At 50.6% G+C, this 25,709-nt stretch carries 26 protein-coding genes and 5 pseudogenes; 21 read left to right on the top strand and 10 right to left on the bottom strand.

Annotation, left to right across the window (positions count from 1 at the left end):
• Nucleotides 1-16: 16 nt before the first annotated feature.
• From GM30_RS09995 to GM30_RS09985, 3 genes are all read left to right on the top strand, one after another.
• Nucleotides 17-1,525 carry an SNIPE associated domain-containing protein gene (locus GM30_RS09995; protein ID WP_049848503.1) on the top strand — a complete coding sequence of 503 codons (1,509 nt, stop codon included), beginning with the start codon at nt 17-19 and terminating at the stop codon, nt 1,523-1,525.
• A gap of 227 nt (nt 1,526-1,752) precedes the next feature.
• A complete protein-coding gene (locus GM30_RS09990) occupies nt 1,753-3,480 on the top strand; it encodes an ATP-dependent nuclease (RefSeq protein WP_049848502.1) in 1,728 nt (575 codons plus the stop codon).
• The gene (locus tag GM30_RS09985; protein WP_049848501.1) at nt 3,477-4,892 is read left to right on the top strand and encodes a UvrD-helicase domain-containing protein; all 1,416 of its coding nucleotides are present in this window, start codon (nt 3,477-3,479) and stop codon (nt 4,890-4,892) included. Before GM30_RS09990 ends, GM30_RS09985 begins: the two co-directional genes overlap by 4 nt.
• A gap of 345 nt (nt 4,893-5,237) precedes the next feature.
• Here GM30_RS09985 and GM30_RS09980 read toward each other — a convergent pair whose 3' ends face one another.
• Nucleotides 5,238-6,113 carry a bacteriophage abortive infection AbiH family protein gene (locus tag GM30_RS09980; RefSeq protein WP_049848500.1) on the bottom strand — a complete coding sequence of 292 codons (876 nt, stop codon included), beginning with the start codon at nt 6,111-6,113 and terminating at the stop codon, nt 5,238-5,240.
• A 1,057-nt stretch (nt 6,114-7,170) separates the two neighbouring features.
• Here GM30_RS09980 and GM30_RS09970 point away from each other — a divergent pair.
• The 15 genes and pseudogenes from GM30_RS09970 to GM30_RS28200 form a co-directional block, all read left to right on the top strand.
• Entirely contained in the window at nt 7,171-8,061 is an 891-nt protein-coding gene (locus GM30_RS09970; RefSeq protein ID WP_238582633.1) for a GTPase family protein, read from the top strand.
• 306 nt (nt 8,062-8,367) lie between these two features.
• Entirely contained in the window at nt 8,368-8,919 is a 552-nt protein-coding gene (locus GM30_RS09965; RefSeq protein WP_049848498.1) for a hypothetical protein, read from the top strand.
• A 5-nt stretch (nt 8,920-8,924) separates the two neighbouring features.
• Complete coding sequence (locus GM30_RS27180) at nt 8,925-9,440, top strand: hypothetical protein (protein WP_238582632.1); 516 nt, start codon at nt 8,925-8,927, stop codon at nt 9,438-9,440.
• 74 nt (nt 9,441-9,514) lie between these two features.
• Complete coding sequence (locus GM30_RS09955) at nt 9,515-9,868, top strand: hypothetical protein (protein WP_049848497.1); 354 nt, start codon at nt 9,515-9,517, stop codon at nt 9,866-9,868.
• 141 nt (nt 9,869-10,009) lie between these two features.
• On the top strand, nt 10,010-10,831 hold the full coding sequence (locus GM30_RS09950) for a DUF932 domain-containing protein (protein WP_049848496.1): 822 nt from the start codon (nt 10,010-10,012) through the stop codon (nt 10,829-10,831).
• Nucleotides 10,832-10,910: 79 nt separating this feature from the next.
• Nucleotides 10,911-11,390: an antirestriction protein gene (locus GM30_RS09945; RefSeq protein WP_049848495.1), complete on the top strand. Its 480-nt coding sequence runs from the start codon at nt 10,911-10,913 to the stop codon at nt 11,388-11,390.
• Nucleotides 11,391-11,401: 11 nt separating this feature from the next.
• Complete coding sequence (gene radC / locus GM30_RS09940; protein ID WP_049848494.1) at nt 11,402-11,881, top strand: RadC family protein; 480 nt, start codon at nt 11,402-11,404, stop codon at nt 11,879-11,881.
• Nucleotides 11,882-11,896: 15 nt separating this feature from the next.
• Nucleotides 11,897-12,118 carry a DUF987 domain-containing protein gene (locus GM30_RS09935; RefSeq protein WP_049848493.1) on the top strand — a complete coding sequence of 74 codons (222 nt, stop codon included), beginning with the start codon at nt 11,897-11,899 and terminating at the stop codon, nt 12,116-12,118.
• Between the two features lie 21 nt (nt 12,119-12,139).
• Nucleotides 12,140-12,511, top strand: coding sequence for a type IV toxin-antitoxin system YeeU family antitoxin (locus GM30_RS09930; RefSeq protein WP_049848492.1), 372 nt, complete (start codon nt 12,140-12,142; stop codon nt 12,509-12,511).
• Between the two features lie 5 nt (nt 12,512-12,516).
• A complete protein-coding gene (locus GM30_RS09925) occupies nt 12,517-12,759 on the top strand; it encodes a hypothetical protein (protein ID WP_049848491.1) in 243 nt (80 codons plus the stop codon).
• A gap of 46 nt (nt 12,760-12,805) precedes the next feature.
• On the top strand, nt 12,806-13,183 hold the full coding sequence (locus tag GM30_RS09920) for a TA system toxin CbtA family protein (RefSeq protein WP_049848490.1): 378 nt from the start codon (nt 12,806-12,808) through the stop codon (nt 13,181-13,183).
• Nucleotides 13,180-13,656, top strand: a complete 477-nt coding sequence (locus GM30_RS09915) for a DUF5983 family protein (RefSeq protein ID WP_049848489.1) — start codon at nt 13,180-13,182, stop codon at nt 13,654-13,656. The genes GM30_RS09920 and GM30_RS09915 overlap by 4 nt, the downstream gene beginning before the upstream one ends.
• Nucleotides 13,657-13,685: 29 nt before the next feature.
• The gene (locus GM30_RS09910; protein WP_049848488.1) at nt 13,686-13,889 is read left to right on the top strand and encodes a DUF957 domain-containing protein; all 204 of its coding nucleotides are present in this window, start codon (nt 13,686-13,688) and stop codon (nt 13,887-13,889) included.
• A gap of 84 nt (nt 13,890-13,973) precedes the next feature.
• Complete coding sequence (locus GM30_RS09905; RefSeq protein WP_049848487.1) at nt 13,974-14,813, top strand: DUF4942 domain-containing protein; 840 nt, start codon at nt 13,974-13,976, stop codon at nt 14,811-14,813.
• Nucleotides 14,814-15,387: 574 nt separating this feature from the next.
• Nucleotides 15,388-15,675, top strand: a pseudogene (locus tag GM30_RS28200) (tyrosine-type recombinase/integrase); the annotation flags it as partial.
• On the opposite strand, the gene GM30_RS27175 reads toward GM30_RS28200, so the two are convergent.
• The 3 genes and pseudogenes from GM30_RS27175 to GM30_RS09890 form a co-directional block, all read right to left on the bottom strand.
• Nucleotides 15,647-15,817 carry a hypothetical protein gene (locus GM30_RS27175; RefSeq protein ID WP_274519047.1) on the bottom strand — a complete coding sequence of 57 codons (171 nt, stop codon included), beginning with the start codon at nt 15,815-15,817 and terminating at the stop codon, nt 15,647-15,649. The pseudogene GM30_RS28200 and the gene GM30_RS27175 sit on opposite strands and share 29 nt — an antisense overlap.
• 151 nt (nt 15,818-15,968) lie before the next feature.
• The gene (locus GM30_RS09895) at nt 15,969-16,874 is read right to left on the bottom strand and encodes an alpha/beta hydrolase fold domain-containing protein (protein ID WP_049848485.1); all 906 of its coding nucleotides are present in this window, start codon (nt 16,872-16,874) and stop codon (nt 15,969-15,971) included.
• Nucleotides 16,875-17,063: 189 nt separating this feature from the next.
• A pseudogene (locus GM30_RS09890) lies at nt 17,064-17,535 on the bottom strand (integrase core domain-containing protein); the annotation flags it as partial.
• On the opposite strand from GM30_RS09890, the pseudogene GM30_RS24235 reads away from it, so the two are divergent.
• Nucleotides 17,523-17,675, top strand: a pseudogene (locus tag GM30_RS24235) (TOBE domain-containing protein); the annotation flags it as partial. The pseudogenes GM30_RS09890 and GM30_RS24235 sit on opposite strands and share 13 nt — an antisense overlap.
• Nucleotides 17,676-17,789: 114 nt before the next feature.
• Here the strand turns inward: GM30_RS24235 and GM30_RS09885 are convergent.
• Both GM30_RS09885 and GM30_RS26115 read right to left on the bottom strand, forming a co-directional pair.
• The gene (locus tag GM30_RS09885) at nt 17,790-18,461 is read right to left on the bottom strand and encodes an autotransporter outer membrane beta-barrel domain-containing protein (protein WP_155483960.1); all 672 of its coding nucleotides are present in this window, start codon (nt 18,459-18,461) and stop codon (nt 17,790-17,792) included.
• The gene (locus GM30_RS26115) at nt 18,367-19,698 is read right to left on the bottom strand and encodes an autotransporter outer membrane beta-barrel domain-containing protein (RefSeq protein ID WP_476690810.1); all 1,332 of its coding nucleotides are present in this window, start codon (nt 19,696-19,698) and stop codon (nt 18,367-18,369) included. The genes GM30_RS09885 and GM30_RS26115 overlap by 95 nt, the downstream gene beginning before the upstream one ends.
• 2,702 nt (nt 19,699-22,400) lie before the next feature.
• Between GM30_RS26115 and GM30_RS27170 the strand changes: the two are divergent.
• Nucleotides 22,401-22,478, top strand: a pseudogene (locus tag GM30_RS27170) (MBL fold metallo-hydrolase); the annotation flags it as partial.
• A gap of 221 nt (nt 22,479-22,699) precedes the next feature.
• Nucleotides 22,700-22,825 (top strand): annotated as a pseudogene (locus tag GM30_RS28195) (SymE family type I addiction module toxin); the annotation flags it as partial.
• A 92-nt stretch (nt 22,826-22,917) separates the two neighbouring features.
• Here GM30_RS28195 and GM30_RS09865 read toward each other — a convergent pair.
• The 4 genes from GM30_RS09865 to GM30_RS09850 all read right to left on the bottom strand — a co-directional run bounded on the left by GM30_RS09865 (nt 22,918) and on the right by GM30_RS09850 (nt 25,667).
• Nucleotides 22,918-23,550, bottom strand: a complete 633-nt coding sequence (locus GM30_RS09865) for an ECs1377 family protein (RefSeq protein WP_049848480.1) — start codon at nt 23,548-23,550, stop codon at nt 22,918-22,920.
• A gap of 39 nt (nt 23,551-23,589) precedes the next feature.
• Nucleotides 23,590-24,552, bottom strand: a complete 963-nt coding sequence (locus GM30_RS09860) for a sugar-binding transcriptional regulator (protein ID WP_049848479.1) — start codon at nt 24,550-24,552, stop codon at nt 23,590-23,592.
• 95 nt (nt 24,553-24,647) lie between these two features.
• Nucleotides 24,648-25,427, bottom strand: a complete 780-nt coding sequence (locus GM30_RS09855) for a triose-phosphate isomerase family protein (protein WP_049848478.1) — start codon at nt 25,425-25,427, stop codon at nt 24,648-24,650.
• A gap of 15 nt (nt 25,428-25,442) precedes the next feature.
• The gene (locus GM30_RS09850; RefSeq protein WP_476690808.1) at nt 25,443-25,667 is read right to left on the bottom strand and encodes a DAK2 domain-containing protein; all 225 of its coding nucleotides are present in this window, start codon (nt 25,665-25,667) and stop codon (nt 25,443-25,445) included.
• Between the last annotated feature and the right edge of the window lie 42 nt (nt 25,668-25,709).

The following is a 25,709-nucleotide window of genomic DNA, read 5'->3' as shown; positions in this document are numbered from 1 at the left end:
TCAAGGAAGGCTATGAATGAATATGATTTATCTCTCAGTCGCTGCATTAACGGTTGCACTATTGTCTGTTGCCATCATTTTTATCCTTTTGACAAAATTACGTGCATTGAGGGCTTCTGATGCCAGTAAAACAGCACAACTCGAACGTTATACCGTCATTTCTGATGCAGAAATGGAAGCAACTCGGGTAATGCTGGAGGCGGAGCAACAAGCCCGTGAAATCGTCGACGTAGCCAAAATCACCGCCGCCTCTCTGGAGGAGGAAGCAACCGCATTGCTGGATAATGCGCAGTCAACAACCCTGTCATTACAGGATCAAATTACGTCATTACGTACTTCTTATGCCGAGAAAAAAAGCATCTATGATGAACTCGAAAAAGCGGTAGCCCTTTATCGTGAGGATGTAGATTTCGCAGAAATGGGCATGTTCGAGCCACATTTCGATTTCGATACTTCCGAAGAGTTTAAGGAGGCGATCAAAGATAACAGAAACGAGCAAAAAGCGTTGTTACGCCTCAAAAACCAGGCCGGAGCTATCTGGTGTGGGACTGACTGGACGGTCCATAATTCCCGCGCTGAAGGGAAAAAAATGACTACCAGAGCTATTAACCTGACAGCGAGAGCGTTCAATGGCGAGTGTGATGCCGCAATTGCCAATTGTACTTTTAAGAACTGGTCGGTCATGCATGACAGGATCCAGGCAGCGTTTGATAAAATTAATGCGCTCAATGAAGTCAATGATGTGCATATCAGTACACAGTATCTCCGACTGAAATTAAAAGAACTCGATCTCGTTCATGCCTACAAAATGAAAAGACAGTCAGAGAAAGAAGAACAGCGAGAAATTCGTGCTCAAATGGCAGAAGAACGCAAAGCGCAGCTGGAGATTGAGCGGGCGATTAGAGAGGCAGAAGCGGAAGAGCTTCGTGCACAAAAAGCACTGGATAAGGCCCGAAAGGAAATGGAGTCAAAACTGGCGCAACTGACTACAGAACAAGCTGAAAAGTATCAGTCGAAAATTAACGAGTTGCGTGAAGCCTTAACCGAAGCAGAACTGAAGGGCCAAAAAGCTTTGAGCATGGCACAGCAAACTAAACGTGGGCATGTCTATGTCATCTCCAATGTGGGGTCTTTCGGCGAAGATGTTTTCAAAATTGGTATGACGCGCCGTCTCGATCCTCAGGACCGTGTGGATGAACTGGGAAGTGCCTCGGTACCTTTTCTCTTCGATGTTCACGCCATGATCCATAGTGAAGATGCCCCTGCTCTTGAAAATGCGCTCCATCAACACTTTGATGCCAAACGGACGAACCTCGTTAACAGACGTAAAGAGTTTTTTAATGTCAGCCTGAAAGAGATCAAGAACGCAGTCTATGAACTTGCCGGTAATGATGTCGATTTTATCGAAACAGTTGTAGCCCAACATTATTACGAGACATTGGCATTACGTAAGAAAAACGATGGACTGGCAGAAATTCAGACACAGCATACCGCCAGCCAGCCACGATTTGCTGAATCAATTTGAGTAGAACCAGTTACGTATTGCAATTATCTCCCCTTCTTGCATGAACCGGACTGTGGCAAAAAACTGGACGTCTGCTCTGAGCGAACAGCGGACCTTTGTTTGATTGAAGTGTTTCCTCTCAGCTGAGTCAGCGTGTATACCCCAATATCACAATTAAATAAGAAAGGGTGTGTCATAATTCCTGCCATTACGGCGCAAATACAACATTCGTGGATTAGGAAGGAAACATGGCTGTTATCCGCCACATCAGCATTCAGAATTTTCGCTCAATACGGCAGGCAGAATGGTTTCCAGGTTCAGGGCTGAATTGTCTGATAGGGCCTGGAGATTCAGGAAAATCGACCTTTATTGATGCTATTGACCTAGTACTCGGAGCGCGAAGATCGTTCACATTCAGTGATGCGGATTTTTATCTCATGAATTCCGCTACTCCAGTCTGCATCAGTGTAACTCTCGGACAGCTTGATGACGGGCTTCGGAACCTTGAGAACTATGGGCGTTACCTTCGTGGTTTCAATAGCGAAACAAAGGAAATCCATGATGAACCTCTGGCAGGAGATGAAACCGTACTCACACTGAGAATGGTCGTTGGTGCAGATCTCGAACCAGACTGGTGCTTATTTTCAGAACGAGCAACAGTGGAAGGTTTGGAGAAAAGATTACTGTGGAAGCACCGGGAGCAGTTAAGCCCTACTCGCCTTGGGGCAACCTCGCATCATCATCTGGCATGGGGCAACCGCTCAGTGCTGAATAAATTATCTGCAGAAGATTTTGATATCAGTTCAACGTTGGCCGAACTGTCCCGACAGACACGACACAACTTTGCTGCCCGGCAACTACCGCAGTTGGATAACATTCTTACCGAGGTCAGAAGCATTGCAAATGAGTTAGGCGTTCAGGTTGGAGAACTTAAAGCGCTGCTGGACGTGAATGGCGTCTCCCTGTCTAACAGTGCGATCAGCCTGCATAACAGTGATAACACGCCACTGAGAATGCTTGGTACAGGATCAACCCGATTGCTGGTGAGCGGGTTACAAAAAGCTGTCGGGGGGCCGGGGATCATACTGGTTGATGAAGCAGAGTACGGACTGGAGCCTTACAGGATCAGCCGACTCTTGAATCAACTGGGTTCTCGTGATGATGAACCGACTTCGCAGGTATTCATCACCACCCATTCCCCATATGTTCTCAGGGAACTCAAGGCAACCCAGCTCTGTGTGTTGCGGAAACTAGAACAACCGCCCCCAGAGCCTTCACACAATTTCCTGACACTAAGTGGGGACGATAAGGAACAAGCTACCTTAAGGGCCTGCGCTGAAGCCTTTTTCAGCAAAGCCGTAATTGTGGGCGAAGGTGGAACTGAGGTTGGTTTTATCAGAGGGCTGGACTTGTCCAGACAACGCAGGGGAAGAACAGGCTTTCAGGATCAGGGGGCCTTTGCTACAGATGGCGGCGGCGGGGACAATTATTTCAAACGCGCCGAGGTTTTTGCACAACTGGGATATCGTACTGCCTTATTAAAAGATTCAGATATCACGACACCTGCACACAGGCAACAGACAGAACATTGCCGGGCAAGCGGCGTTACCATTTTTGAATGGGGTAATGGTTTTTCAACAGAGGGTGCCCTGCTAGCTTGGTGTCCTGCTGAGACTATCCGTGACATCGTTCTTCTTGCTGCGGATCTGAACAGCCAACAACAAGTGGATCAGCACATTCATAACTGCTCCCAAGGGGCTTATAACTTTGACACATGCACAAGTGAACCGACAGAAGAAATGAGAACGCCAGTGGCTCACGCTGCTGGCAAATATGGCTGGTTTAAAACGATCGGGAAGGCTGAGGATCTTGCGGAGAATATCGTGGGTCCGGTCATCAATCAGTTTTCACGACCATTCAAAGCAATTATAAGAGATCTGCTGGCGTGGGCAGCAGAAAACGGTGACCCACGATGAGTGTGGATGCCGTTTTAAACGCCAGTAAAGGCCTGATTGTAGCGCCAGCGGGATGTGGCAAAACCCACCTGATTACTGAAGCACTTGGTTTTGCGCAAAGTAAGCCGTATCTCGTGCTGACGCACACAACCGCAGGTGTAACGGCACTCAAAAAGCGACTGAGCCGTTTTGCAATTCCTTCGCGGAACTATGTTGTGACAACAATCGATGGATGGGCTCTGAAAATAGCTGGCTGCTTTCCGGGATTGTGTCCGCTCTATGTGGGTCCTGAAAATCCAACCGTTTTTTACCCTTCTCTTCGCCGTGCCGTACGGGATCTGGTTGTTAACGGTAATATTAGCGAAATCATCACAGCTACTTATTCGCGTTTGCTGGTCGATGAATACCAGGACTGCAATAGCGAGCAACATGAACTGACTTGTGCGCTTTCACGTTTGCTACCAACGGTAGTCTTTGGTGACCCGATGCAGTGTATTTTCAACTTTAGCGGCCCTATGCCCAACTGGAACCAAACCGTTGAAACTTTTTTCCCTACTCTGGCAACCTTACAAACGCCCTGGCGTTGGAACAATGCACAAACGCCAGATTTGGGCCAGTGGCTCCTTGAGCAAAGACATCGATTACTTCTCCGGGAGCGTATCGACTTAAGGTCCTGTCCTGACTATGTACGTTTTCGGCCTCTTTTACGAAATCATAATGACAATATCCAGCGCCAGCAGCGCGAATATTACTCGCTGCTGCGACAGTTTCCCAACGACTCGGTTTTAGTTATAGGTGATTCACGAAGAGCATCATCCAGGCATCAATTTGCACAACGAATCAATGGCATTGATGTTGTCGAACCGGTAGATCTGAGTGACGTGATAAAAATGGCTGCATCCCTTGACGATGCTAATGCTGCCAACGTGATGCCAAGGCTTTTACAGGCAGCAGCTGAGCTGATGACAAACGTTGGCGTTAGTACAACCTTACGAAGAATTAGTTCTATTCAGGCTGGACGAAACAGAACAGCCCCTTCTTCGCTTGAGAATGCATTGGTAGCACTTGCTCTGGCCCCAACCCGACAAAATATTCGAACGACACTCCTTTTGCTCGAAGAGAAGGAAGAGACACGCGTATTCAGGGCCGGAGCTCTGCACGTTCTAAAAGATGCGATAAATCTGTCCATCAGTTCACCTGACAAAAGCATTAGAGAGTCAGCATCAGTTATTCGTGAACAACGTAGATACCAAGGTGAAGGGCGCGTATCGCACCGTTCAATAGGCTCAACTCTTCTTCTGAAAGGTCTGGAATGCGACCACGTGGTGATACTAGATGCGGGAAATATGGGGGCAACTGATTTGTATGTTGCGCTCTCAAGGGGAGCGAAATCTGTTACGATCTTCTCAGGTCGTGATGAGTTCACACCCTAATAGCCCACCATAGACTGCCCCCTAAATAGCTGCGCGGAATAGTGCTCCACTTTCGACCATCCCTTGTAGGGCAAGACACCAAGGATGTTTCCCCGCCTGACCGTGCTGCATTGGGCTTAAGAAGTGTTGCCCCTACGCAACATGCCACTCTTCAGTAAACGGCAGGTGTAGCAGTATTAGGCGCAGCAATTTAGACGATCGTACCTTAGTGTTTATAAGGTCTGCTCTTGGCACGGAACGGACAGAAAGCAAGTTCCCAAGGACCGCTGTGAGCGAGGAGCGGACTTTAAAGCCGTTGAATCAATGTGTTCCTAGATATGTATCATGAAATTCATGTCATGGCTCTTATAGAGAACTTATTGGCACATTTTTAATGTTAGCTCTACTGACCCCTAAGTTAACAAGTAAATCTGTTTTTTCTTGATCCTGATTGATGTTACGTAGCGCGCATCGCCAGGTTGCACTTTGGGGAACGTGTTTTAATATTTCTTTGAAATACTTAGAGTCAACATCAGAAAGAGAATGTCCGATTACTACTATCTGAGTTACTGAATTTAATGAATCAAAAAAAACAATCTCTTCTTTTATTATTTTTGAACAGTTTTTAAAATTCGAATCAAACATTTCATCTAATAGATCATAACCTCCGCTCACCCGTGTATCCTGGTCAACCCCTGGGGCAGGGTTAACAGTTTTGGTACGCTCCCAACTATGACCTAAAATGATTTCACTAACATCTTCAATTGATCCATGTATATGTTTGATATTGGATTTATTTATTGAGTAAAGTCGTTCTAAAGTACTTGTGTAATTGAAGGTAAGATAGATTGCTTGATTATCAAGACTATTAAATTTTTTGTATTGCACATCTTTAGGAACTTCAATCTTGCTAATCCAGTTACAAAACTGTTTCAGTAAGTCGGTTGTCAGGTTCTTTGTTATTCTTTCGATTTCAAATTCATAATTATGGTGATCGCTGGCTTTAAAATCCTCTGCTGCGTAAGAAGTTAAATACCCCCCGCACTCATCAATTATGTTGTAGAAATCTATATCACCTAAAGATGACTCTAGTTCATTCCATTCGTCTCCGGCAGGAGCGAATTTATCTACAGCATTGTATACGTCAAGATCTTCTCTCATTACATAGTTCTTGAAATCGTTATAACCTGTTTTCATATCATGATATAAATCGAAACCATTCCCTATTATGTATAATATCAAAATTTTCCCCTTTAAGATTTTTGGTAGTAGTTCCAAGTATGCTTAACTTAGTGTTCATATGAATCGCTAGCGTTGATAGTACCTTACTTTATATCAATAGAGCCCACCATGTAAAATGCATGATGTTATCAACATAAGTATTATTCCTATCTTATCCCTAAATCAACTTATACTGAAAAAAATCACGGTGCGGTAGGGAGGGACGTAAAAGAGGGCAGAAAAACAGACTTATCAGGAGCATACAGTGAGGCTTAAGTTCGTGGATATAGTACTGGATCTACCCTCAACTCCTGTGGCTAATTAACAAACAGTTGTTTCCCTTACAACAGAGCCACTATCAATAGTTTTACTGTCATGATGACCTATCCCATTGATTAACTAAATCTGATGTCAGTGACGTCCGCCTCTGGCACGAAGCCGTCGATCAAGGGGGAGGCATGTCCGCTCTGAGCGAGAAGCGCAAGTTCAGCTGATTTTTTTTACACGGTTAGTTTTCGAGTCGATTTTAATTCTTTCGCAGGAGAATGAGCCTGGCTCCGACCATAAACGACGGAAGAGTAACAGCGACCAGTATCATCAATTATCTGACAACAGCACTGAAAAGGCTCACCTGAGGTTAAGCATTCATGCAACTGCTCGTGTTTAGCATTTACGTTAAAGTCGATCGTAATGCGAGCCTCACTTACCCAATTATCGGGAATTTGCTGCTTTCGTAACAAATGTCCGAGCATGTCTGAATAGTGGAGTACGACATAATGTATCAGGTTAAAGTGGGGAGCGTGCTTAGGTGGAGTAAGATAAAACGCCATTGTGGTGAGGTTGTTATTGATAGCTAATAACTTTAACTGACCAATAGTCCAGAATCCCTCGAAATCGTTGTTCCGACTAACGAAGCTCTCATTAAGAGCATTAACTATACCCCGTAACTCAACCCTGCGCGCCATTGTTATTCCCTGATTGCTTACTAAAAATCATAATAGCAACTGCACGCTCTAATGANTGTGAGTCCGCCAGCCAGCATTGCTGCCGTCCCGTTTTTTAACTCACGGAGGTCAATGTGTCAGATTGTACCCATACAGGGCAAATTCCTGACGTCCTGAAACAACCTTTATCCTGTCTTCCCGGCGCTCTGTCGGATACTCTGGTGGAGCGCCTGCTCCTGTGCGTTCACTACGAACCGGTAATTGGCATCATGGGAAAATCGGGCGCGGGTAAATCCAGACTGTGCAATACCCTCTTCAGCCCACCTCCCGCCAGGGTTGACCCCGTCAGGGGCTGCACCCGCCATGTTCACCGCTATCAGGTTACTCGTGGTCCACGTACCCTTCATATTGCTGATTTTCCAGGTATCGCCGAAACCCCGGCTTTAGACAGGCGATATCGTCGTCTTTACCGGGCATGGTCTTCCAGACTGGATTTGATTGTCTGGGCACTGAAGGCGGACGACCGGGCCTGGAAAGATGACCTGCGCTGTTACCGTGAACTGCTGAATACAGGAGCTGAGCCAGAGCGTTTTCTGTTTGTTCTCACCCAGGCTGATAAAATGGAGCCCTGTCGTGAATGGGACAATGCAAACCACCTGCCGTCACCCCGCCAGGCTGAGAATCTCCGGGCTAAAACTGAACTTGCTGCAACGCTGTTTGCCACCATCCATCCGGTTATCGCGGTATCGGCAACGGAAAACTACAACCTGGAGCTGTGGGCGGAAGCGCTGATTAAGGCACTGCCGGTCAGCAGCTGCAGTGCTGTTTCCCGGCACCTGACCCCTGAACTACGAACCGAATGTGTTCAGCAAACCGCACGGGAAGGGTTCGTCAGTGTTGCCGGGGCGATTTTCGACGAGGCCGCTTCGGTTGTACAAACCTCAGGCAGGCTGTTGTACCAGCTGCAACGCCTTCGTCGCAGATTCCTGGCGGTCATCCGTGCTGTCTGGCATCTCCTGTTCTGATTTTATTGTCTTTTTCTCACCGCCGTTTCGATCTGTTTCGACGATCGAATTGAGCTTTTATGATAGCCGGTGACTATTGAATTAAATTTATCGATCGGTTTTATTGATAGATATCAACGATCAGTTTACGCATATCGATCTGAATTAACAATTATCCCGCCTTATGATTAGCCAGTACGATCTGCGCTGAATATGAAAATACCCTCTGTCATAAGCTCTCTTTAATTAACTGTTTATAAAGGAATATTTTATGCGTCAGTTTTCCACGTGGCTTCCCGACATCCATAACAACCTGGAGGCGAAGTAATGAAATCATATCCATTATTGCGACAGGACATTTTTGCCTGGAGTCTCGCGGTGGTACTCCCGCTGCTCTGGGTGGTGCTATACCTGAACTTTCCCCAGGCCGCTGCGCTCGTTATTTATCTGGTGGTTGCCCTGGTCTGGGTATTACTGGACCGGACAAATCTGATGAAGCAGGGCATCACGCCGCCTTCCTTTATCTGGTTCTGGTTTCCGGTGGTCTATCTGCGCCAGCGGGACCAGATGCAGGATAAACCCTGGCGACTGATGCAGGTCTGGCTGCTGTGTACGGTGCTGTCATTCGTGGCGATATATCTTCTTGAGCGGCAGTCAGATACGGAAAATCTGGCACAGAGTACCTGCACTACGGTGACGAAAATCCTTCACGATGAGGGTTATGACGAGCGCTGTATCCGTGTGACGGATATGCAGGAAGAAGTGAAAGGTCGTTTCTGGCGGGCGCAGGCGTTGCTGAATACGGGTGTTAAGGAGCCTGTGACCATTGAACGCCGGGGCCGGGAGATTTATGTCATGTTACCGGAAGCAGGAGAGTGAAGAAGATGAACACCGTAAATACCATTACCCGGCATCTGCTGATAAGTGCAGCCGTGTTATTCACCGCCACATCTGTTTTGCATGCCGCGTCGACGGACGCGCTCCGTCAGGCGCATGGTACGCGCTGTGCAAAACCGGTGTTTTACGCACAGACCATGAATCATAAAAAAGAGGTGGAAATTTGCATTGTCACGCCGTCAGTCTCGTATTCATTCGGGAAAACAGGCGCGAAAAAGAAAGAAATGAATATCACCATTCCGGCTGCCAGCACTGATTATGCGTACTCGAACAATCAGGTCATCAGCATTCAGAACTTTACCGTCAGAAACGGGGACACCAGCTACCAGGTCTCAGCCGGTTCGGATGATTCGGGAGAGCCATTCGCATCCCTGTATGTCTATAAGGGCATTCCGGAGACCGGGAAACTGCTGGCAGAAATCAGACTCGACCCGGCCACGGTGGAGAACAACATCGGCCATGCGCTGGCGGATGAGGGTATTCCGGAAGCAGACAGCCTCTGACCGTACCTTCATCAGATGAAATCAATACTGGCCCCGATGCCAGGATACCGGACGTTGTTTATAAAGGAATGTTAATGATGTTTAAAACCCTTCTTACCACCCTGCTGCTTGCCGTCACGCTTCCTTCGCTGGCGGGGAATGCACCTCTGTCTGTCAATGCTCAGCAGGCTTATCTTCCGAGAGTCAATTTCCCGGTCTGGCAACTGACGCTGACCAGCCTTGATAACGACATCACCATACAGTCCCTCACCCTTAACCGGGGGAACTGCCTGATTTCCATGTCGGGACGGGGACAGAATGTGAATAAGCGCCTGGGATACGGCCAGACGCTGTCCTTTACCACCCCCAGTAACAGTACTTTCACGCAGTGCCGCCCTCTCGAATTAAGTGTACAGACCAGCAAGGGGGCTTTTACCTTTAACTGGTAATTTGAAGCCGTAACGGCTGTACTGCTGCTGGTATACATCTTCACCAGTGAATACTGCACGAGTCTTATATTACTGACAGGGCTGTTCCTCCTTCGGGAGGAACAGCCTTTTTCTTATATGTCATTCATTAAGGAATTATCGATGAAACTAGCCAGCCGCTTCGGGCGGATTAACCAGATACGCCGTGACCGTCCCTTAACCCGTGAAGAATTAATGCAGGTGGTCCCCAGCGTTTTTGGCGAGGACAAACATGCGTCCCGCAGTGAACGCTACACCTGGATACCGACCATCACCATCCTTGAGAACCTGCAGCGCGAAGGCTTTCAGCCGTTCTTCGCCTGCCAGACCCGCGTGCGGGACCCGGGCCGGCGGGAGCATACGAAGCACATGCTGCGTCTGCGTCGTACCGGACAAATCAGCAGCCAGCAGGTCCCGGAAATTATCCTGCTGAACAGCCATGACGGTTCATCAAGCTACCAGATGCTGCCGGGGCTGTTTCGTGCCATCTGTACCAACGGCCTGGTCTGCGGTCAGTCCTTTGGTGAAATTCGCGTCCCCCACAAAGGCAACGTGGTGGAGAAAGTGATTGAGGGGGCTTACGAGGTACTGGGCGTCTTTGACCGGGTGGAAGAGAAGCGTGATGCCATGCAGTCGCTGATACTGCCGCCACCGGCACAGCAGGCACTCGCGAATGCCGCACTGCAGTACCGTTATGGTGAGGACCACCAGCCGGTGACGGCATCGCAGATACTGACACCCCGCCGCTATGAAGACCGTCAGGACGACCTGTGGACAACGTACCAGCGTCTGCAGGAGAACCTGCTGAAAGGCGGGCTGCCTGGTCGCACCGCGAAAGGCAAACGCAGCCATACCCGTGCCGTTAACGGTATCGACGGTGACGTGAAACTTAACCGTGCTTTATGGGTGATGGCAGAGAACATGCTGACCATTCTCAGCAAATAACCGCCAGCCGCTCCCTCACTGATATCCCGCTTTAGTCACCCCACAGATTTACCCCATCAATAAACAAGGAAAAATCAGCATGACCGACAATACACTGCCACTGTTCACACCCGCAGAATCTGTTCCTGTTGCGTCTCAACATCAGATTACCTCAACACCAGTCACCGATGAGCACCGCGTCAGTTTCTGGCCGCAGCAATTCGGCGGTATCCCGCAGTGGATAACCCTCGAACCACACATCTTCGCATGGATGGAGCGTTTCTGCGCGGACTACCACGGCGGTATCTGGGTCTTTTTCACCCTCAGTAACGGTGGTGCCTTTATGGTGCCGGAAACCGGTGAGGACGGTGATGAGACGCCATGGAAGCTGTTCAACCCCATGAACGGCAACGGTGCTGACATGAGTGCAGAAGCCGCCGGGATTGCGGTCTGTCTTATCGCCTACAGCCACCATGCCTGTCGTACGGAATGCGACGCCATGACGGAACATTATTACCGCCTGCGGGACTATGCGCTCAGGCACCCTGAATGTAACGCCATCATGCGCATCATCGACTGAGGAATGACGTTATGGAACAACAGTTACCGCTGTTTGCCCGTGAATTACCCCCTGCCGGCCAGCAAACGGTCAGGGCTGCACTGGCCCTGCTGGAATGCCAGTTACGTGAACCCGGCTCGTCATTTACTTCCAGCCATGCCGTTCGCGACTGGCTGCGTCTGCAACTGGCATCACTGGAGAGGGAGGAATTTATCGTGCTGTTCCTCGATAACCAGCACTGCCTTATCACTCACGAAACACTTTTCACCGGCACCATCAACCATACTCAGGTCCATCCACGTGAAGTGGTGAAGGCGGCGCTGAAGTATAACGCTGCTGCCGTCATTATCGCCCACTCTCATCCTTCCGGGCTTGCCGAACCCAGCAATGCCGACCGGCAGATCACCGGACGTCTTAAGAATGCACTGGAACTGATGGAGGTCCGTCTTCTCGATCACCTGGTGGTCGGAGGAATGGAAGTCGTCTCCTTCGCTGAACGTGGCTGGCTCTGAAGGAGGGTATTGCCAGTGAAAATTATCAGTAAACGTCAGGCCATGACGATATACCGCCAGCATCCGAAGTCCCGTCTGTTTCGCTTCTGTACCGGCAGATATCGCTGGTACGGCAGTGTCTGCCACTACGCAGGCCGGGAGGTGCAGGAAATTCGCGGTGTGCTGGCTGTCTTTGCCGAACGTCGTCAGGACCGTAACGGTCCGTATGTGGTATTGCGCTGCGTCACGCTCAATTGAACTGATATAAGGAGCACTACATTGTCGAATAAAACACCGACTGTTAACCATAATGTCGCCGCCCCCTGGTGGGGACTGAAGCGCAATATCACCCCGTGTTTTGGTGCCCGTCTGGTTCAGGAAGGCAACCGTCTTCACTATCTGGCTGACCGCGCCAGTATTACCGGCAAATTCACTGACGCGGATTTACGCCATCTCGACCAGGCATTTCCGCTGCTGATGAAGCAGATGGAGCTGATGCTGACCAGTGGTGAACTTACTCCCCGCCATCAACACGGCGTTACGCTGTATGCGAAGGGACTGACCTGCGAGGCCGACTCTCTTGCCAGTTGCGGCTATGTTTACATCGCGATTTATCCAACACCCACACCGGAAGCACAACCCAGAGAGTAATCACCATGACACACGCCTGTAAAATCAGTGACATCGTCAGACACCTGCAGCAGCACCAGAATGATGATTTTGTCCTGTACCCACTCTGGTACACGGATGATGTGAGTAGCATTGACGCCTCTGTGACCGAAGAGGAAGCCATTGCGGTACTGCAGCATGCCAACCGGCATCACGATGCGGAACAGGGCATTAACTGGTCCACTCTGGAAGAGTCACTAGACGCCATTCGTCAGCAACACACAGCGTAATCGCTCCACCCTCACCACCTCTTTTATTTAGCAGAGATACGCCTTTATGCAGATTCAACCCGTACCCCAAAGTCGGGCGGTACCCTCATGCCCGTCACCCGTCAACATCTGGCAAATGCTGCTCACGTACCTGCTGGAACAGCACTACGGTCTTACGCTTAACGATACTCCGTTTGGTGATGAGCAGGTGATTGCACAGCATATCGACGCCGGTATCTCACTGGCGGATGCGCTGAACTTTATCGTCGAAAAATATGACCTGGTACGCACCGACCGGCCAGGTTTCTCCATCAGTCACCCGTCTCCCTTTATTGGCCGCATTGACATACTCCGGGCCAGACGGGCCACTGGCCTGATGAAACGCAACGGCTACAAAGCGGTGACCGATATCACCACCGGCAAATACAGCGGGGTGACACGATGAAGTTATCCCTGACGTTAGAAGCCGATGCCATTAACGTTCTGGCCCTTAACATGGGCCGGATTAGCGTGGATATTGACGGGATTGAACTGACTGACCTGATTAATGTGGTCTGTGATAACGGTTATTCACTTCGTGTGGTTAACGATAATGACGATCCACTCCCGCCTGCCGCCAGGTTTAACGGTATTCAATGCAGTACCGCCCATATCACTGAAGCTGATAACAGCCTGCTGTATGCGCTCTCGCACCAGCATGAAGACCACGGCGACAGTGAGTGGGTCTGCTATACCGGTTCCGGTTATCTGATCTACCTCGATGCGTGGCAGTATCCGGTACTTCAGCTAAAGAAACGGGGATTATCAAAAGCCTGCCGTCGGCTAGTGTTGACATTAATGTGTCGTTATCACATTCGCATCATTCATCTTGATGCCCTGGGCGAGCAGCTATCCGGTTTCTCCACCTTTGAGTGGTGATCCGCTTCCGGTTACCACGAGGTCTTTTCATGCGGACATTAACCACCGAAGAAGCCCTGCAAATCCTGATCGACTGGCTACGGGACAATACTGACTGTGGTACAGATATCATCTTCGATAACGATGAGGACAATACAGACTCTGCCACGCTGCTTCCACACGTGGAACAGGCACTGAACGACGTTCGCGATCTCCGCCATCTGCAGTTGTTGCAACGAGCCCGGTCAGAATAGTTCTGCCTTTTGCGCACTATACACCCACACAAGCGCCAGCCTTCACCGGGCTGGCGTTTGTTCTTATATAAAGGAAAGAAAACAATGGTCGTACTGACGCAGACCGATCCTGACGTGTTAACCGATCACACTGACGTGATTTGCTCCACCAGCATTGAACGCATCGTCACCGGACGTAATGCTGCGCTGAGCCTGACAGAAATCCTTATCCATCAGCTCAGTGATATTTCTGCACTCACCGACAGCATTGGCGGGGGCAAATCGAATGAATGGGGAGTACGGCAATACCGTTACGACTGCTGGCTGATGGAGAAAGCCGACACCGCCATGAAAGCCATCACCCGCAATATCGATCGCAGCATCTGGAAAGATTTAATGCAACGCTCAGGAATGCTCTCGCTCATGGACGCTCAGGCCCGTGAAGAATGGCACAACAGCCTGGAGAAAGACGACATCCCGACGATCTCTGAAGCCAACATACTCAGCACGTTTGAACAACTGCATCACAGCAAAGGCGAAGTATTTGAGCGTGGTGTGATCAACGTATTCAAAGGCCTGAGCTGGAACTACAGGACCAACTCGCCCTGCAAATTTGGCGCGAAAATCATTGTCAGCGGTCTGGTGAAATATGACAGATGGGGATTCGGACTTAACTGGGGCTGGCAGCGTGACCGACTGGCAGATCTTGAGCGCATGTTGATGCTCCTTGATGGAAAACCCATTCCCGACAACCGCGCTGATGTTACCCGTCGTCTTGGAGATCATATCCATGAGAACAGACACAGCAATCGTTATGAGGACGAAATGTTTGCAATCAAGTATTTTCAGAAGGGAACGGCGCATATCACGTTGAAGCGGCCAGAACTAGTGGATCAACTGAATGACATCATTGCCAGACACTATCCGGGAGTGTTACCTTCATAAGCAAGCTCTAAGGATTGATTCAATTGTATATTTTAGCCTCTTTCCCTCACGCAAAATCATTTGGGGGTGCTTATGGGGGTTACTCATTTATCCAACACAGGTTAATGATTTAAAATCAATGTGTTAATACTCATATGCGACTCCTGTGATCTCCGCCAGTTTGCTTCTACTGAACTCTCCCGGCGTCAACAAAATCCCTTCTAATCCCTGATATATCAAGCCATTCTTGTATTCTGAGATCAACCAACTTCTACCTGCATCAAGTTGTTTTTGGGGTGCATTGGGGGTATCAGGTTGGTTACTGGCGGAAATCCCCCAGGAGGATGGATTCATCAGAAGCCGGAGGATGTCATGGCGCTAACCGATGTTAAAGTGAAAACCGCGAAGCCAGAAAAATCCTCGCTGCTGGAAGCGATCCGGGCGAAGTAAAGAAAGAAGAGAAAGTCGCCCAGCAAATGAGTNNCAGACGAAATCCGATCGCTGGTCATTACGCTATCGTGATGAAATCATCGATACCTTTGAAAAAGATATCTTTCCCTACATCGGCAAGCGCCCTATTGCTGAAATCAAACCAATGGAGTTGCTGGGATATAAAGGCAGGCTAACTGGGCATGGTTTTCGCCACACTATGAGTACCATTCTGCATGAGCAGGGCTTTAACTCTGCGTGGATTGAAACCCAACTTGCACATGTCGATAAAAACAGTATTCGTGGTACATACAACCATGCTCAGTATTCGGATGGAAGGCGAGAAATGATGCAGTGGTATGCGGATTATATTGACCAGCTTAGCAGCAAGGGAACGACGTTTTCCATAATGCTTAAAAGCGGCATCATCCCTGGGCCAGGCACAGGGGAATGAATGCAAAGGTCTGGTCGCATACCACGCCATAACCCTGGTCTACCGCCTGTTTTGCAGTACCGCAATCACGGGATAAAGCCATCCCGCCGGAATCCGTAATGATCCATCCTTTCTCTGGCTGATGTCCAATAACAGTCGTCAGGATCGATACTGCGATTGTAATGGCACCGCAACTTATGCCAAGTGAATGACATACCTACTGGCTATGCGGGTTGTTTAACAATAAAGTTAACAGTATTTGCTGATACACTCGCTTTCAACAGGCCATTTGATTTATCTTTTCTGGAGCATATTCACAATGGAAGCGAATGAATAAAGGATGCGATTCGGCGTATTGCGCGATTTGCTTCCGGTACCTTGCCGACGGATGACTGGAATACATGCCATAAACCGTTCCAGACTTCAATTTGAACGTTAACGCCGGCCTCTGTGGCCTGTTTCGCCAGGCGGGTCGCGTCATCGAGCAGTAATTCCTCGCTTCCCGTTTGTATAAGAAGGGGGGGGAGCCCTGTCAGATCGCCAAAAAGGGGGGAGACTAACGGATTCGATGTTTCAGCGTCAGAACAATAATATGCGACGGTTTGTCGCAAATCCTCAATAATGATCATCGGGTCCTTCTCTGCACAAGAAGAAATACTGTCACCCGATAAAGTGTAATCAAGCATAGGAGATAGCAAAAAACCTGCATGCGGCAACGGATAATTTTCGTTTTTCAGTAGCAAGAACAGAGATAAAACCAGCCCACCGCCGCTTGAATCCCCCCCGAGAATAATGTCTTCAGGTCGATACCCCTTTTCTGACAGCCATTGCCAGGCATGTTTTGCATCCATCAACCCGGCGGGAAAGGGATTTTCTGGTGCTAATGAATAGTTGAGCGTGAGAGCATTCACTTTTGAATAATGAACAATATGTCCAACCAGTTTCCGATGTGTAATGCTTGATCCCTGGCTGTTCCCCCCTCCATGCAGATAGAGAATAACTTTACGACTTTCGGCCTGCGAATGTCGCACCCACTCCGCTGAAATACCTTCCTCAGCTATCATTTCTGTGCTGATACTTTCTGGTAACGGAGCGTTCATTGCCCCTTCTTCCCATATTCTTCTTTGTTCATGAAGGGGGGTATTAAGCGCGAAATCTACATTGCTCGCATAATTCCTGAAAAGCGCTTCCCTTATGCACTGAGCTTCGTTGCTTAACATCATTTCTCCTCACTGCGAACTGGCATAGAGGGGATCAGTATACATATAAATCATTCTGTTTTAGAACAACGCACCCGACACGAACTCTCGTCCTTAAAATGGCGCTCCACAGACGGTTCCCAGACAATCTGTAGACAATTTTCAGACACAAAAAAACCACTTACTGATGGTTTTGTAAGCACACCCGTTTTAGTTCCACGCACTTTTTGAGATTTGCGGGGTTTCAGTCATCAGCCGGTACTCTTCCGGTGTCAGGTTATTCAGGGATTCGTGGGGACGCTCGCCGTTATATTCAGCCAGCCAGCGCTCTGTAATTTCCCGTGCTTCATTCAGTGTTCTGAACAGATAAAAATCCAGTATTTCTGTTCTGTAAGTTCGGTTGAACCGTTTTATAAAGGCATTCTGCGTTGGTTTGCCGGGCCTGATAAATTCCACTATCACACCATGCCCCTGCCCATTGTGCCAGCGTCAGCGAGACCAGCTCCGGACCGTTATCCATCCGCATCTTCAGCGGATATCCGCGGTTTGCCACGATCCTGTCCAACACTCTCACGCCCCGCTGCGCCGGGATATTCAGATCAATTTCTATTGCGAGGGCTTCGCGGTTAAAGTCATCCACCTCGTTGAAGGTTCGGAAACGCCTGCCGCAGACCAGCGCATTTTGTGGCCGAGGGCAACGGCACCGTTGGCGTCAGGCCGGAAGCGATCACCTTAAGCGATCGCGGTGAAGAGAGTCAGCGCTGTGTGATTCGTCATGTCGCCTATATGGGACCGCAGTACGAAGTCACGGTGGACTGGCACTAAGACGAAACCAGGAATGCTGCGCACTTGTTCATACAACAACGTGCGGGGCAAGTAAGAGATAAACAGCCATCCCGACAAAAAAGCCGGGATGGCTGGAGACACATCGTATGGCTAGAACTGGTATTTGATTCCCAGCACGCCGCTCGTATCGCGAAAACCGTTATTACCCATTTGTTGTGCAACGTTGCCCCAAACGCTCAGGTCCCGGGTCAACCGCCCCTCGACGCCCACTTTCACCTCACCGACGTTTCGACTTCCCTGCAGGGAGGTGCTCGTGTCATTCATCCTGACGCCGTACTGCTTCGAGTTGTGTATCCAGTTCGCCTCGATAAAGGGTTCAAACTCGCGTACGCTTCCTTTTTCCGCGGCGCTTTTGCCATTGACGTAAAGGCGCATGCCCAGACGGGTCTGAATATTGTTGTCGCCCTGCCCCCGAACCCGCGTGCCGTTTTTCTCCGTATGGTCGTTAGCCTTCACTCCCATCCAGGTGATCTGTGCCTGTGGGCGAAGATAGACGTTACTTTCCCAGTCGCCTGCCGCCGTGAATGACCCCATATGGAAAGCGTAACCCGATTCCAGCGACGCCGTCAGCCCCTTGCTCTTATAGCTTTCCTGAGCAAGTTCATCACCTTTAACCGTGTTGTCAAACCAGTTATAGAGTACCCATGAGTCGATATACAGACCGGTTTTATCCACGGCGTTCTGATACCAGGTTCCGTACAGANNCGCCACGAGAATCGTAACCTGACAGGCTGTTATGGATGTCGTTATCCTGCTTACCATAACCTGCCATTACGCCCAACTGATAGCTATCCGTGCCGTTCATACTCCCCTGGAGCAACGCGCCGCCGAGCTGCATAACAACGCGGTTGGACGACGATGTGTTCTGATCGTCTGTCATCCGCCCCTTGCTGTGCCCGCCTGACGTACGCAGCCACAGACTGGTCATATGCCGTTCCCCGGTAGCAGGGTCAATATACCAGGAACCTCCCTGACGGTCCTGCAGCCGAGTGTTAAACAGCGTATTCGCTGCCGCCAGGTTACTGGCATAGCTTCCTCCCTCAGGGCGATAGAGGTTGACAGCATCCGGGGTATCGCCTGGCGCAGGCCGATCGTCATCAATGACATCAGGAGAATCGCCTGGCGCAGGCCGATCGTTATCAATGTCATCAGGGGAATCGTCAGGGTCAGGCGTGTCCGCCAAATGGGTTAAATACCAGTTATTCCTGTCACTGCCGGAAGCCGTTCCCTGCTTCACGTGATATTCATAGCTTCCCGCCACTATACGACCTCGTTGCACAAAGGCCTCTGGCGTCGAACTGCCGGTCTCAATAATTTTAATCCCTTCATGCAGCAAGGCCCCTGAGCCATTCTCATTGTTGACATGCACATAAGTCGTGCCGGTCGCGTTGCCGGTAATCACCAGCTTATCCGTCAGGCTGCTGTCATCGCCGAGAACGGTGCCCAGTGAAAGAGTGCCACCGTGACCCGCATAGTCACCATTGATGGTTAATGTATTCCCGGCGCTGGTCACGCTGTTGTTAAGAATGATATTACCGCTATTCGTCACATCGCCCGTCAGCATGACGTTGAGAGGAGAGGAAGGCGGAACACCATAATCATCAATCAGCAGGGTGCCACGGTTATCCAGCGCATTGACGGTCTGGCTGTTGCCGTTGAGGTTAAGCGTCCCTTCCTCGCCAATGGTGACGCCGGAGGTACTGGCAAATGCATTCGATGTCGTCGTCTTCAGCATGCCTTCACTGACAGAGGTCGACCCCGTGTAGGTATTTTCCGCTGACAGTATCAGCGTGCCTTCTCCCGCTTTGGTCAGGCTTTTACCGTCCCAGGCCGGGTTGACGTGCGCCGTATTGTCCGCCAGGGCGACACCGAGATCGAAAGTTCTGCCCTCATCAAGCGTGAAAGTTCCGTGTGCATCAGAATCCAGCCCGTTCCAGTACAGGGAGTATTTGATGATCCGAGAACCTGCGTTGATATAAGCAAAGTCCGGTTGGTTCATACCTGCCACGAGGGCATTACTGTAAGAAAACGCGCCCGTAATCCCGTTTGTGGTTTCAACCAGAAGAATGTCCTGCATATCCCAGTGGGTAATGTTGGCATTAAGCGAGGCGTTATTGCCAACCGAAAGCGACGCCGCCTTGAGGCTGACGTCACTGCCAAGAGTGAGCGCTGCGCCTTCGGCAAACGATGCATTACCGGAAAATTCAATCGGTTGTTCAGACAGCGTTACGCTGGCCGACTGACCCACCGTCAGATTACCGTTGATGGCTCTGTTTGCCTCATCATTACTGACGATCTGCAACGTTGTCGNCGGGCCCCCGCCAGTAATCACGCGGTTATTAATTATCGTCAGATTACTGCCGGATATCGCCGCGCCACCGACACCGTTAGCGCCACCGTTACTACTGTAACTGCCTTTGCCTCCAACGATAGAACCGCTGTTGCTAATCCCCAAGCTGTCACCGAATATTCCGANCCGCCGTTGCTGATGTTAGTACTATTTGTGCTGCCGCTGTAACTGCCTTCTCCACCAGTGATGATGCCGCCAGCCAAATTGCTGATGGTCAGGTTGTGACCGGATATAGCCGTGCCACCGTTTGCACCGTCAGGGCTTGTCGTATCGCCGCCAGCAAAGGCGCCTTCGCCACCGGTGATGGAACCTCCATTGTTGATGGCCAGATTATCACCCAGTATTCCCGCGCCACCTGCGGTAGGCGCCCCGGCACCGCCGGCATCGTCCAGACCGCCATAGCCGCCTTCACCGCCAGTCACGGAACCACCGGCTAAATTGTTAATGGTCATATCGCTACCGGATATGCCAGCGCCAGCATTGCCGGCATTCTCTCCGTAGCCAAACCCACCTTCGCCACCGACAATGGATCCGCCGTTGCTGATCCTCAGGTCGGTACCCGATATCGCATCGCCACCTACGCTGCCGGAATTGCCTCGCCCCCCCGTAATTGACCCACGGGCAATATTATCAATCACTATATTGCTGCCGGATATTCCGGCGCCGGCATTACCACCTTCCGCCCCATCATAGCCAAACCCTCCTTCGCCCCCGACAATGGATCCGCCGTTGGTGATTCTCAGGTCGGTACCCGATATCGCATCGCCACCTACGCTGCCGGATTCGCCTTCCCCCCCCGTAATTGACCCACGGGCATTATTATCAATCACCATATTAGTGCCGGATATTCCGGCGCCGGCATTGCCACCTTCCGCACCGTTATAGCCATACCCCCCACCGCCACCAAGAATAGCGCCGCTGTTGGTTATGGACAGCGCAGAACCCGATATGGCATCGCCTCCTGTGCCACTGAAATCGCCTTCGCCACCGGTAATACGGTAAGTATTGATAATCGTCAGGTCAGTGCCGGATATTCCAGCGCCGCCAATGCCGCCCGTACCCCCGTTGTCATCATAGCCGTAACTGCCATCACCTCCGGTAATCGCGCCATCGTTGGTTATCATGAGGCTGTTACCAGCGATCCCCGCACCGCTAGCGGAATATCTGTCCCCTTCGCCACCGGTGATGGAGCCGGTACGAGAATTGGTTATTGCCAGGTTAGTACCCGAGATTCCCCCGCCTCCCATACCAATGCCGCTAGCGCCATAGCTACCTTCACCGCCCGTAATCGCACCGCCGTTCGTGATGGTTGCATTGGTACCGGACATTCCGTCAGCGCCCTCGCCGCCAGCGTAGCCATTACCGCCTTTTATCGTGATGCCGCTACCGATACTGACGTTGTTATCCGCCGCGGTCGTTTCCGGGTTCGGCGATAAGACATACCCGGCCCCGGCGCCTTCACTGCCTCCGCTAATCCCGTGAGTCCCTGTGTTGGATTGCGCCGTATAAGGAAATGAGCCATCAACATGAATCGTGGCGCCAATTACCGGTCCGGAGGATATGAAGATTGATGCAAGCAATAACGCTATTTTATTTTTATTAAAATGTTGCATAAATAACTCCTTTGTTAGTTTCTACAACATTTAATTCATTTCAATGCATAATTTAGATAATAAATACGCCTGAAAAAACTAACGAGTAAGAGAAACAGTGAATAATTAAATTATGGAATTTTGCTTCACGCTTAATGGATAGCAAAAACAGTATTTGGAAACTACCTAAGTTCCGCCATAGAGTAAATAGCTAAAGAAAAGCAACTAAAATTTCTTAAATAACTTTATATTTTAGTACATAAGAATATTTACAACGTAAAATCAATAAGATAAACCAAAAATAAGTATCCACATTATGAGTATAGATGTAATTATTTAAGCAAAAAGTTTAAATTAAACCTTGATAAAAACAAGCGCTTACGCTTCATGGTCGACAATATAAATCGGCACGTTTATAAATCCTTATATTTCTTTATTTCATCTGCAAAAGACAAATAAGATGGGAAATGTAGATACGGCATTCGGATTTTTATCATCGCCAGCGTTGTGGAGATCTGCCGATGACCTACCTGACCAAAGATATACATTTCATGGCTATCGCGCGGATAATATCTCCGGTATCGGAATGCCGCATTGCACGCAAATACTTCACGGCACAGAATCTCTCTGTTGACCCAATCCCATCGGTATTCGCCCATTTGCCCACATTCAGCATCGGGTTAACACTCTACGATGACACCACCGCCCCACACGTGGAGTATCTCCATGAATATTACCTCTATTCGCAACGCTACATAGTTGATCGCCTTTGGCGACAAAACCTTTCTTGTCACTCCGATGCTCGCCCCGCAAGGCGCGTATCCCGGCTTTCCCGGCAACGTTCTCTATCTGCGCTAAAAGCTCGTCTTCAAAACGGATGTTCTTCATTGTGCTTTTCTTTCGATCGAATTCGGCCTTCTTCTTCTCTTGCATGGTAGGTACCACATGAGCATAAAATCTAACAACCCCCATAGGTGCGCCAACACCAGAGAGCGTCTAACCGCACCAATTATCAAGGAGTTGATTATGGCTGATTCGCATTCTACCCCAGACATCACGTCACCGTAAAAGTGATGCAAGGTTGTATTGTTCTGGTGGCGTACAGCGAGCAGGAACAAAAGCTGCTGGATGAATTAACTCACGCGAAACAAAAGCTGAAAGGTATTGAAACGGTGCTGAACTAACATATTGCCCGGCGGCGCTTCGCTTGCACGGGCCTACAAATGCAGCGAACCCCTGTAGGCCGGATAAGCGAAGCGCCATCCGGCAGAAATGTCTACCCCGCCTCACCCCGATACACCGGCACCCGCCTTGTCGTACCGGTAATATTATCGAATACGCTGGTCTCCGACGTGGCGATTCGCATCCCGGTTTTTCTCAACCGCTGTACATCCGCAGCAACACGCTGAATGCCGAACCAGAACAGGGCGTCGAGCGCGGTGACCTGCAGGCCGCTTTCCAGCGCCAGTCTCAGGCGTTCGCGCGGGGCTTTGACGTCTTTGGCGATCTGCTGGAACGGGGTTGCCATCGTGCCGGTAGGATCAACCCGGCGGATGCGGGTTGAGAGGCGGTACTGGAATTCGTCGGGGATGTCGCTTAACGACGTGTTCAGGCTGTAAACGCAGCCAAAACGCTTGCCGTTAAACGTCACGTTTTTCTGGCTGAGCTGAAGCTCGTCCCGCAGCCCGGCGATCAGCTGCGGTGCGCGGGTGAGCAATAGCCTGAAGGGAAGCTCAAAACTGGTGACGTAATCCACATTCAGCAGCGCAATGCGCAGACGCTCTTCCGCCCCAGCCTGCACCTGGCGGCATTCTTCCAGCACTTCCTGCCATTGATGGGTGAGCCGCGGTGTCTCCGCGACTTCCATAAAACTATATTTTTCAATCTGATAGTCAATTCGTTCGGTCATTTCCGTTCGCCATCCCGCCGGGTGGTTAATACGAGGTGATTACTGACTCAGACTCAGGATAGTACGGATATTTCTGGCGCTAGTCGCGATAATATCGATCGCGCCGGTACGTAGCGCGCCCATAATAGCCATCGCTTTGGTGTTTTCCGAGGCAATCGCAATCACGCAGGGGATCTGCCGCAGCTCATCAATGCTCAGGCCAATCACGCGGTTGTCCATCACGGTATTCACGTGCTCGCCGCGGGCGTTGAAAAAGTCATACCCGGCGATATCACCAATGACGCCCTGATGCAGGCTGGCATCATTGATCTCCTGCGGCGTGAACCACCCCAGTTTCACCATGTAGCTGTCTTCATTCATGTCGCCAATACCCACCAACGCAATATCCGCTTTGCGCGCGCGATCCAGCGTTTCTTTGATGGTGCCGTTCTGCATCAACAGCTCTTTAAGCTGGATGTTTTCGACATATGCGGGCGCATATAAAGACTCGCTGCTGCCGCCGAACTTTTTCGCCAGCAAACGGCTGATATGGTCGGCGTTGATGACATCGCCAGGACGGTGCGTACCGCCAATGCCGCAGATAAACCGGCAATCGCGCGGCTGAATGGTGCCGGAGAGATCCGCCACCGAGGCGACGTTACGCCCCTGCCCGACCGCCACCACCATATTATCTTTCAGCATATTATTGAGATGACCGGAAACCAGCGCGGAGACCTGACGGCGCTGCTCTTCTTCGTCGTTATGGTCGAGGGCGATCAGCGCGCGGCTGATGGGAAAACGCTCGATCAGCTGTTTTTCCAGTTGTGTGCTGAATACCGGATGGTAGCGAACATTAATTTCAACAATGCCTTCTTCTTTCGCGCGCTTCAGCAAACGCCCGACCTTGATGCGGGAAAAGCCAAACTTGTTTGCAATCTCTTCCTGCGTCACCTCATCGCAGTAATACGCGACGGCAATCTCGGTGAGTAACTCATAATCCTGGGACGCGTTCGATTTTTCCATTCGGCTGACTTCTCCACGCAGTAGATGTAGATAATGTTTAGGTGGTGAACATTTGCCGGGAAGTATATCAGAAATGTTCAGAACGCAATCATGCGTCAGCCAGCAGAACGGGTGGAGAGGAGCGCCTGCGCTTCGGCAAGAATCGACGCCACCGCCTGCGGCTGATGCGCAAAGCGGCCAAGGAAAATGCCGTCAACGTCCGGCCACAGTCGGCTCAACAAACCAGGCCCGGCGCTGCCGCCGTAGATCACCTGAAACTGCGCGCCATATCGCTGATGGAGGTACGTCCGCAGCGCGCTACAGACGCCGCGAATGTACTCATCGCTTGCCGGCTCCGGCGCACCAATCGCCCACTGCGGCTCCCAGGCAAAAATCGCGGCGGGCAGTGGCGATGCACGGCGATGGGCGAGCAGCTCATCGATCTGCTGACAGGCAAACGCGCTGGCATTTTCAATGCTCATCCGGTGTTCTTCCCCGATACAAATGACCGGGGTGAGTTCACAGGCAAACGCTCTGTCCAGCTTTTGATTGATAACGTCGATGGTTTCGCCGAAATGGCGACGTCGCTCGGCGTGGCCAATTTCGACATAACGGCAGCCCATCTCCTGCAGCATCATCGCGCTGGTTTCCCCGGTCCACGCCCCGGGTGGGGCGGCGCAGACATTCTGCGCCCCCGTTGCCATGGTGGTGCCGGAAAAGGCCTCAAGCGCCGCGGCCAGCGCGGGCATCGCAGGAAAGGTAAACAGCTGCAATGCCGACGCAGTGGCGTCCGGCAGCGCGCGGACAATTTCCGCCACCTGCTGACACCACGCCTGCGTTTGCTGATAGCCAAAGTAGGTCTTGTGGCTGGTTCCGATCACCAGTTTTACGGGCATACTTTCTCCCTGGCGTCATCGGTCATGCAGGCACCGACCGCATCGATGATCATCGACAGCGACACGGCACCNCCCGCCCGCCTTACGCCAGGCCGCCGCGAGTGATAATCCCTCTTCCGCCGCCGCGCTTAATGCCTGGCTGAACGGTTGCAGGACATCGACCAGCGTTTTATCACCCGGTTTTGCTTTACCAAAATGCATCACGCCGGAGCTGGCCTGCGAAACGGCCTGCGCGACGATGACAGCGTCCGGCTTCTCGCTGTTGCCGATAGTGGTGCCGAG

It is taken from the genome of Trabulsiella odontotermitis (genome assembly GCF_001188485.1).
GTDB lineage: Bacteria > Pseudomonadota > Gammaproteobacteria > Enterobacterales > Enterobacteriaceae > Trabulsiella > Trabulsiella odontotermitis_A.
The sequence above is the reverse complement of the archived record's forward strand: the minus strand, read 5'-3'. Positions and strand labels throughout refer to the sequence as shown.

Excerpts from the sequence above, each read along its gene's own strand:
- GM30_RS09965 (WP_049848498.1), top strand. The coding sequence starts at position 8,368 with ATGAAATCATATCCATTATTGCGACAGGACATTTTTGCCTGGAGTCTC.
- GM30_RS09950 (WP_049848496.1), top strand. The coding sequence starts at position 10,010 with ATGAAACTAGCCAGCCGCTTCGGGCGGATTAACCAGATACGCCGTGAC.
- GM30_RS09945 (WP_049848495.1), top strand. The coding sequence starts at position 10,911 with ATGACCGACAATACACTGCCACTGTTCACACCCGCAGAATCTGTTCCT.
- GM30_RS09915 (WP_049848489.1), top strand. The coding sequence starts at position 13,180 with ATGAAGTTATCCCTGACGTTAGAAGCCGATGCCATTAACGTTCTGGCC.
- GM30_RS09910 (WP_049848488.1), top strand. The coding sequence starts at position 13,686 with ATGCGGACATTAACCACCGAAGAAGCCCTGCAAATCCTGATCGACTGG.
- GM30_RS09925 (WP_049848491.1), top strand. The coding sequence starts at position 12,517 with ATGACACACGCCTGTAAAATCAGTGACATCGTCAGACACCTGCAGCAG.
- GM30_RS09865 (WP_049848480.1), bottom strand. The coding sequence starts at position 23,550 with ATGACCGAACGAATTGACTATCAGATTGAAAAATATAGTTTTATGGAA.
- GM30_RS09860 (WP_049848479.1), bottom strand. The coding sequence starts at position 24,552 with ATGGAAAAATCGAACGCGTCCCAGGATTATGAGTTACTCACCGAGATT.
- GM30_RS09995 (WP_049848503.1), top strand. The coding sequence starts at position 17 with ATGAATATGATTTATCTCTCAGTCGCTGCATTAACGGTTGCACTATTG.
- GM30_RS09905 (WP_049848487.1), top strand. The coding sequence starts at position 13,974 with ATGGTCGTACTGACGCAGACCGATCCTGACGTGTTAACCGATCACACT.
- GM30_RS27180 (WP_238582632.1), top strand. The coding sequence starts at position 8,925 with ATGAACACCGTAAATACCATTACCCGGCATCTGCTGATAAGTGCAGCC.
- GM30_RS09990 (WP_049848502.1), top strand. The coding sequence starts at position 1,753 with ATGGCTGTTATCCGCCACATCAGCATTCAGAATTTTCGCTCAATACGG.
- GM30_RS09855 (WP_049848478.1), bottom strand. The coding sequence starts at position 25,427 with ATGCCCGTAAAACTGGTGATCGGAACCAGCCACAAGACCTACTTTGGC.
- GM30_RS09895 (WP_049848485.1), bottom strand. The coding sequence starts at position 16,874 with ATGTTAAGCAACGAAGCTCAGTGCATAAGGGAAGCGCTTTTCAGGAAT.
- GM30_RS09920 (WP_049848490.1), top strand. The coding sequence starts at position 12,806 with ATGCAGATTCAACCCGTACCCCAAAGTCGGGCGGTACCCTCATGCCCG.
- radC (WP_049848494.1), top strand. The coding sequence starts at position 11,402 with ATGGAACAACAGTTACCGCTGTTTGCCCGTGAATTACCCCCTGCCGGC.
- GM30_RS09985 (WP_049848501.1), top strand. The coding sequence starts at position 3,477 with ATGAGTGTGGATGCCGTTTTAAACGCCAGTAAAGGCCTGATTGTAGCG.
- GM30_RS09955 (WP_049848497.1), top strand. The coding sequence starts at position 9,515 with ATGATGTTTAAAACCCTTCTTACCACCCTGCTGCTTGCCGTCACGCTT.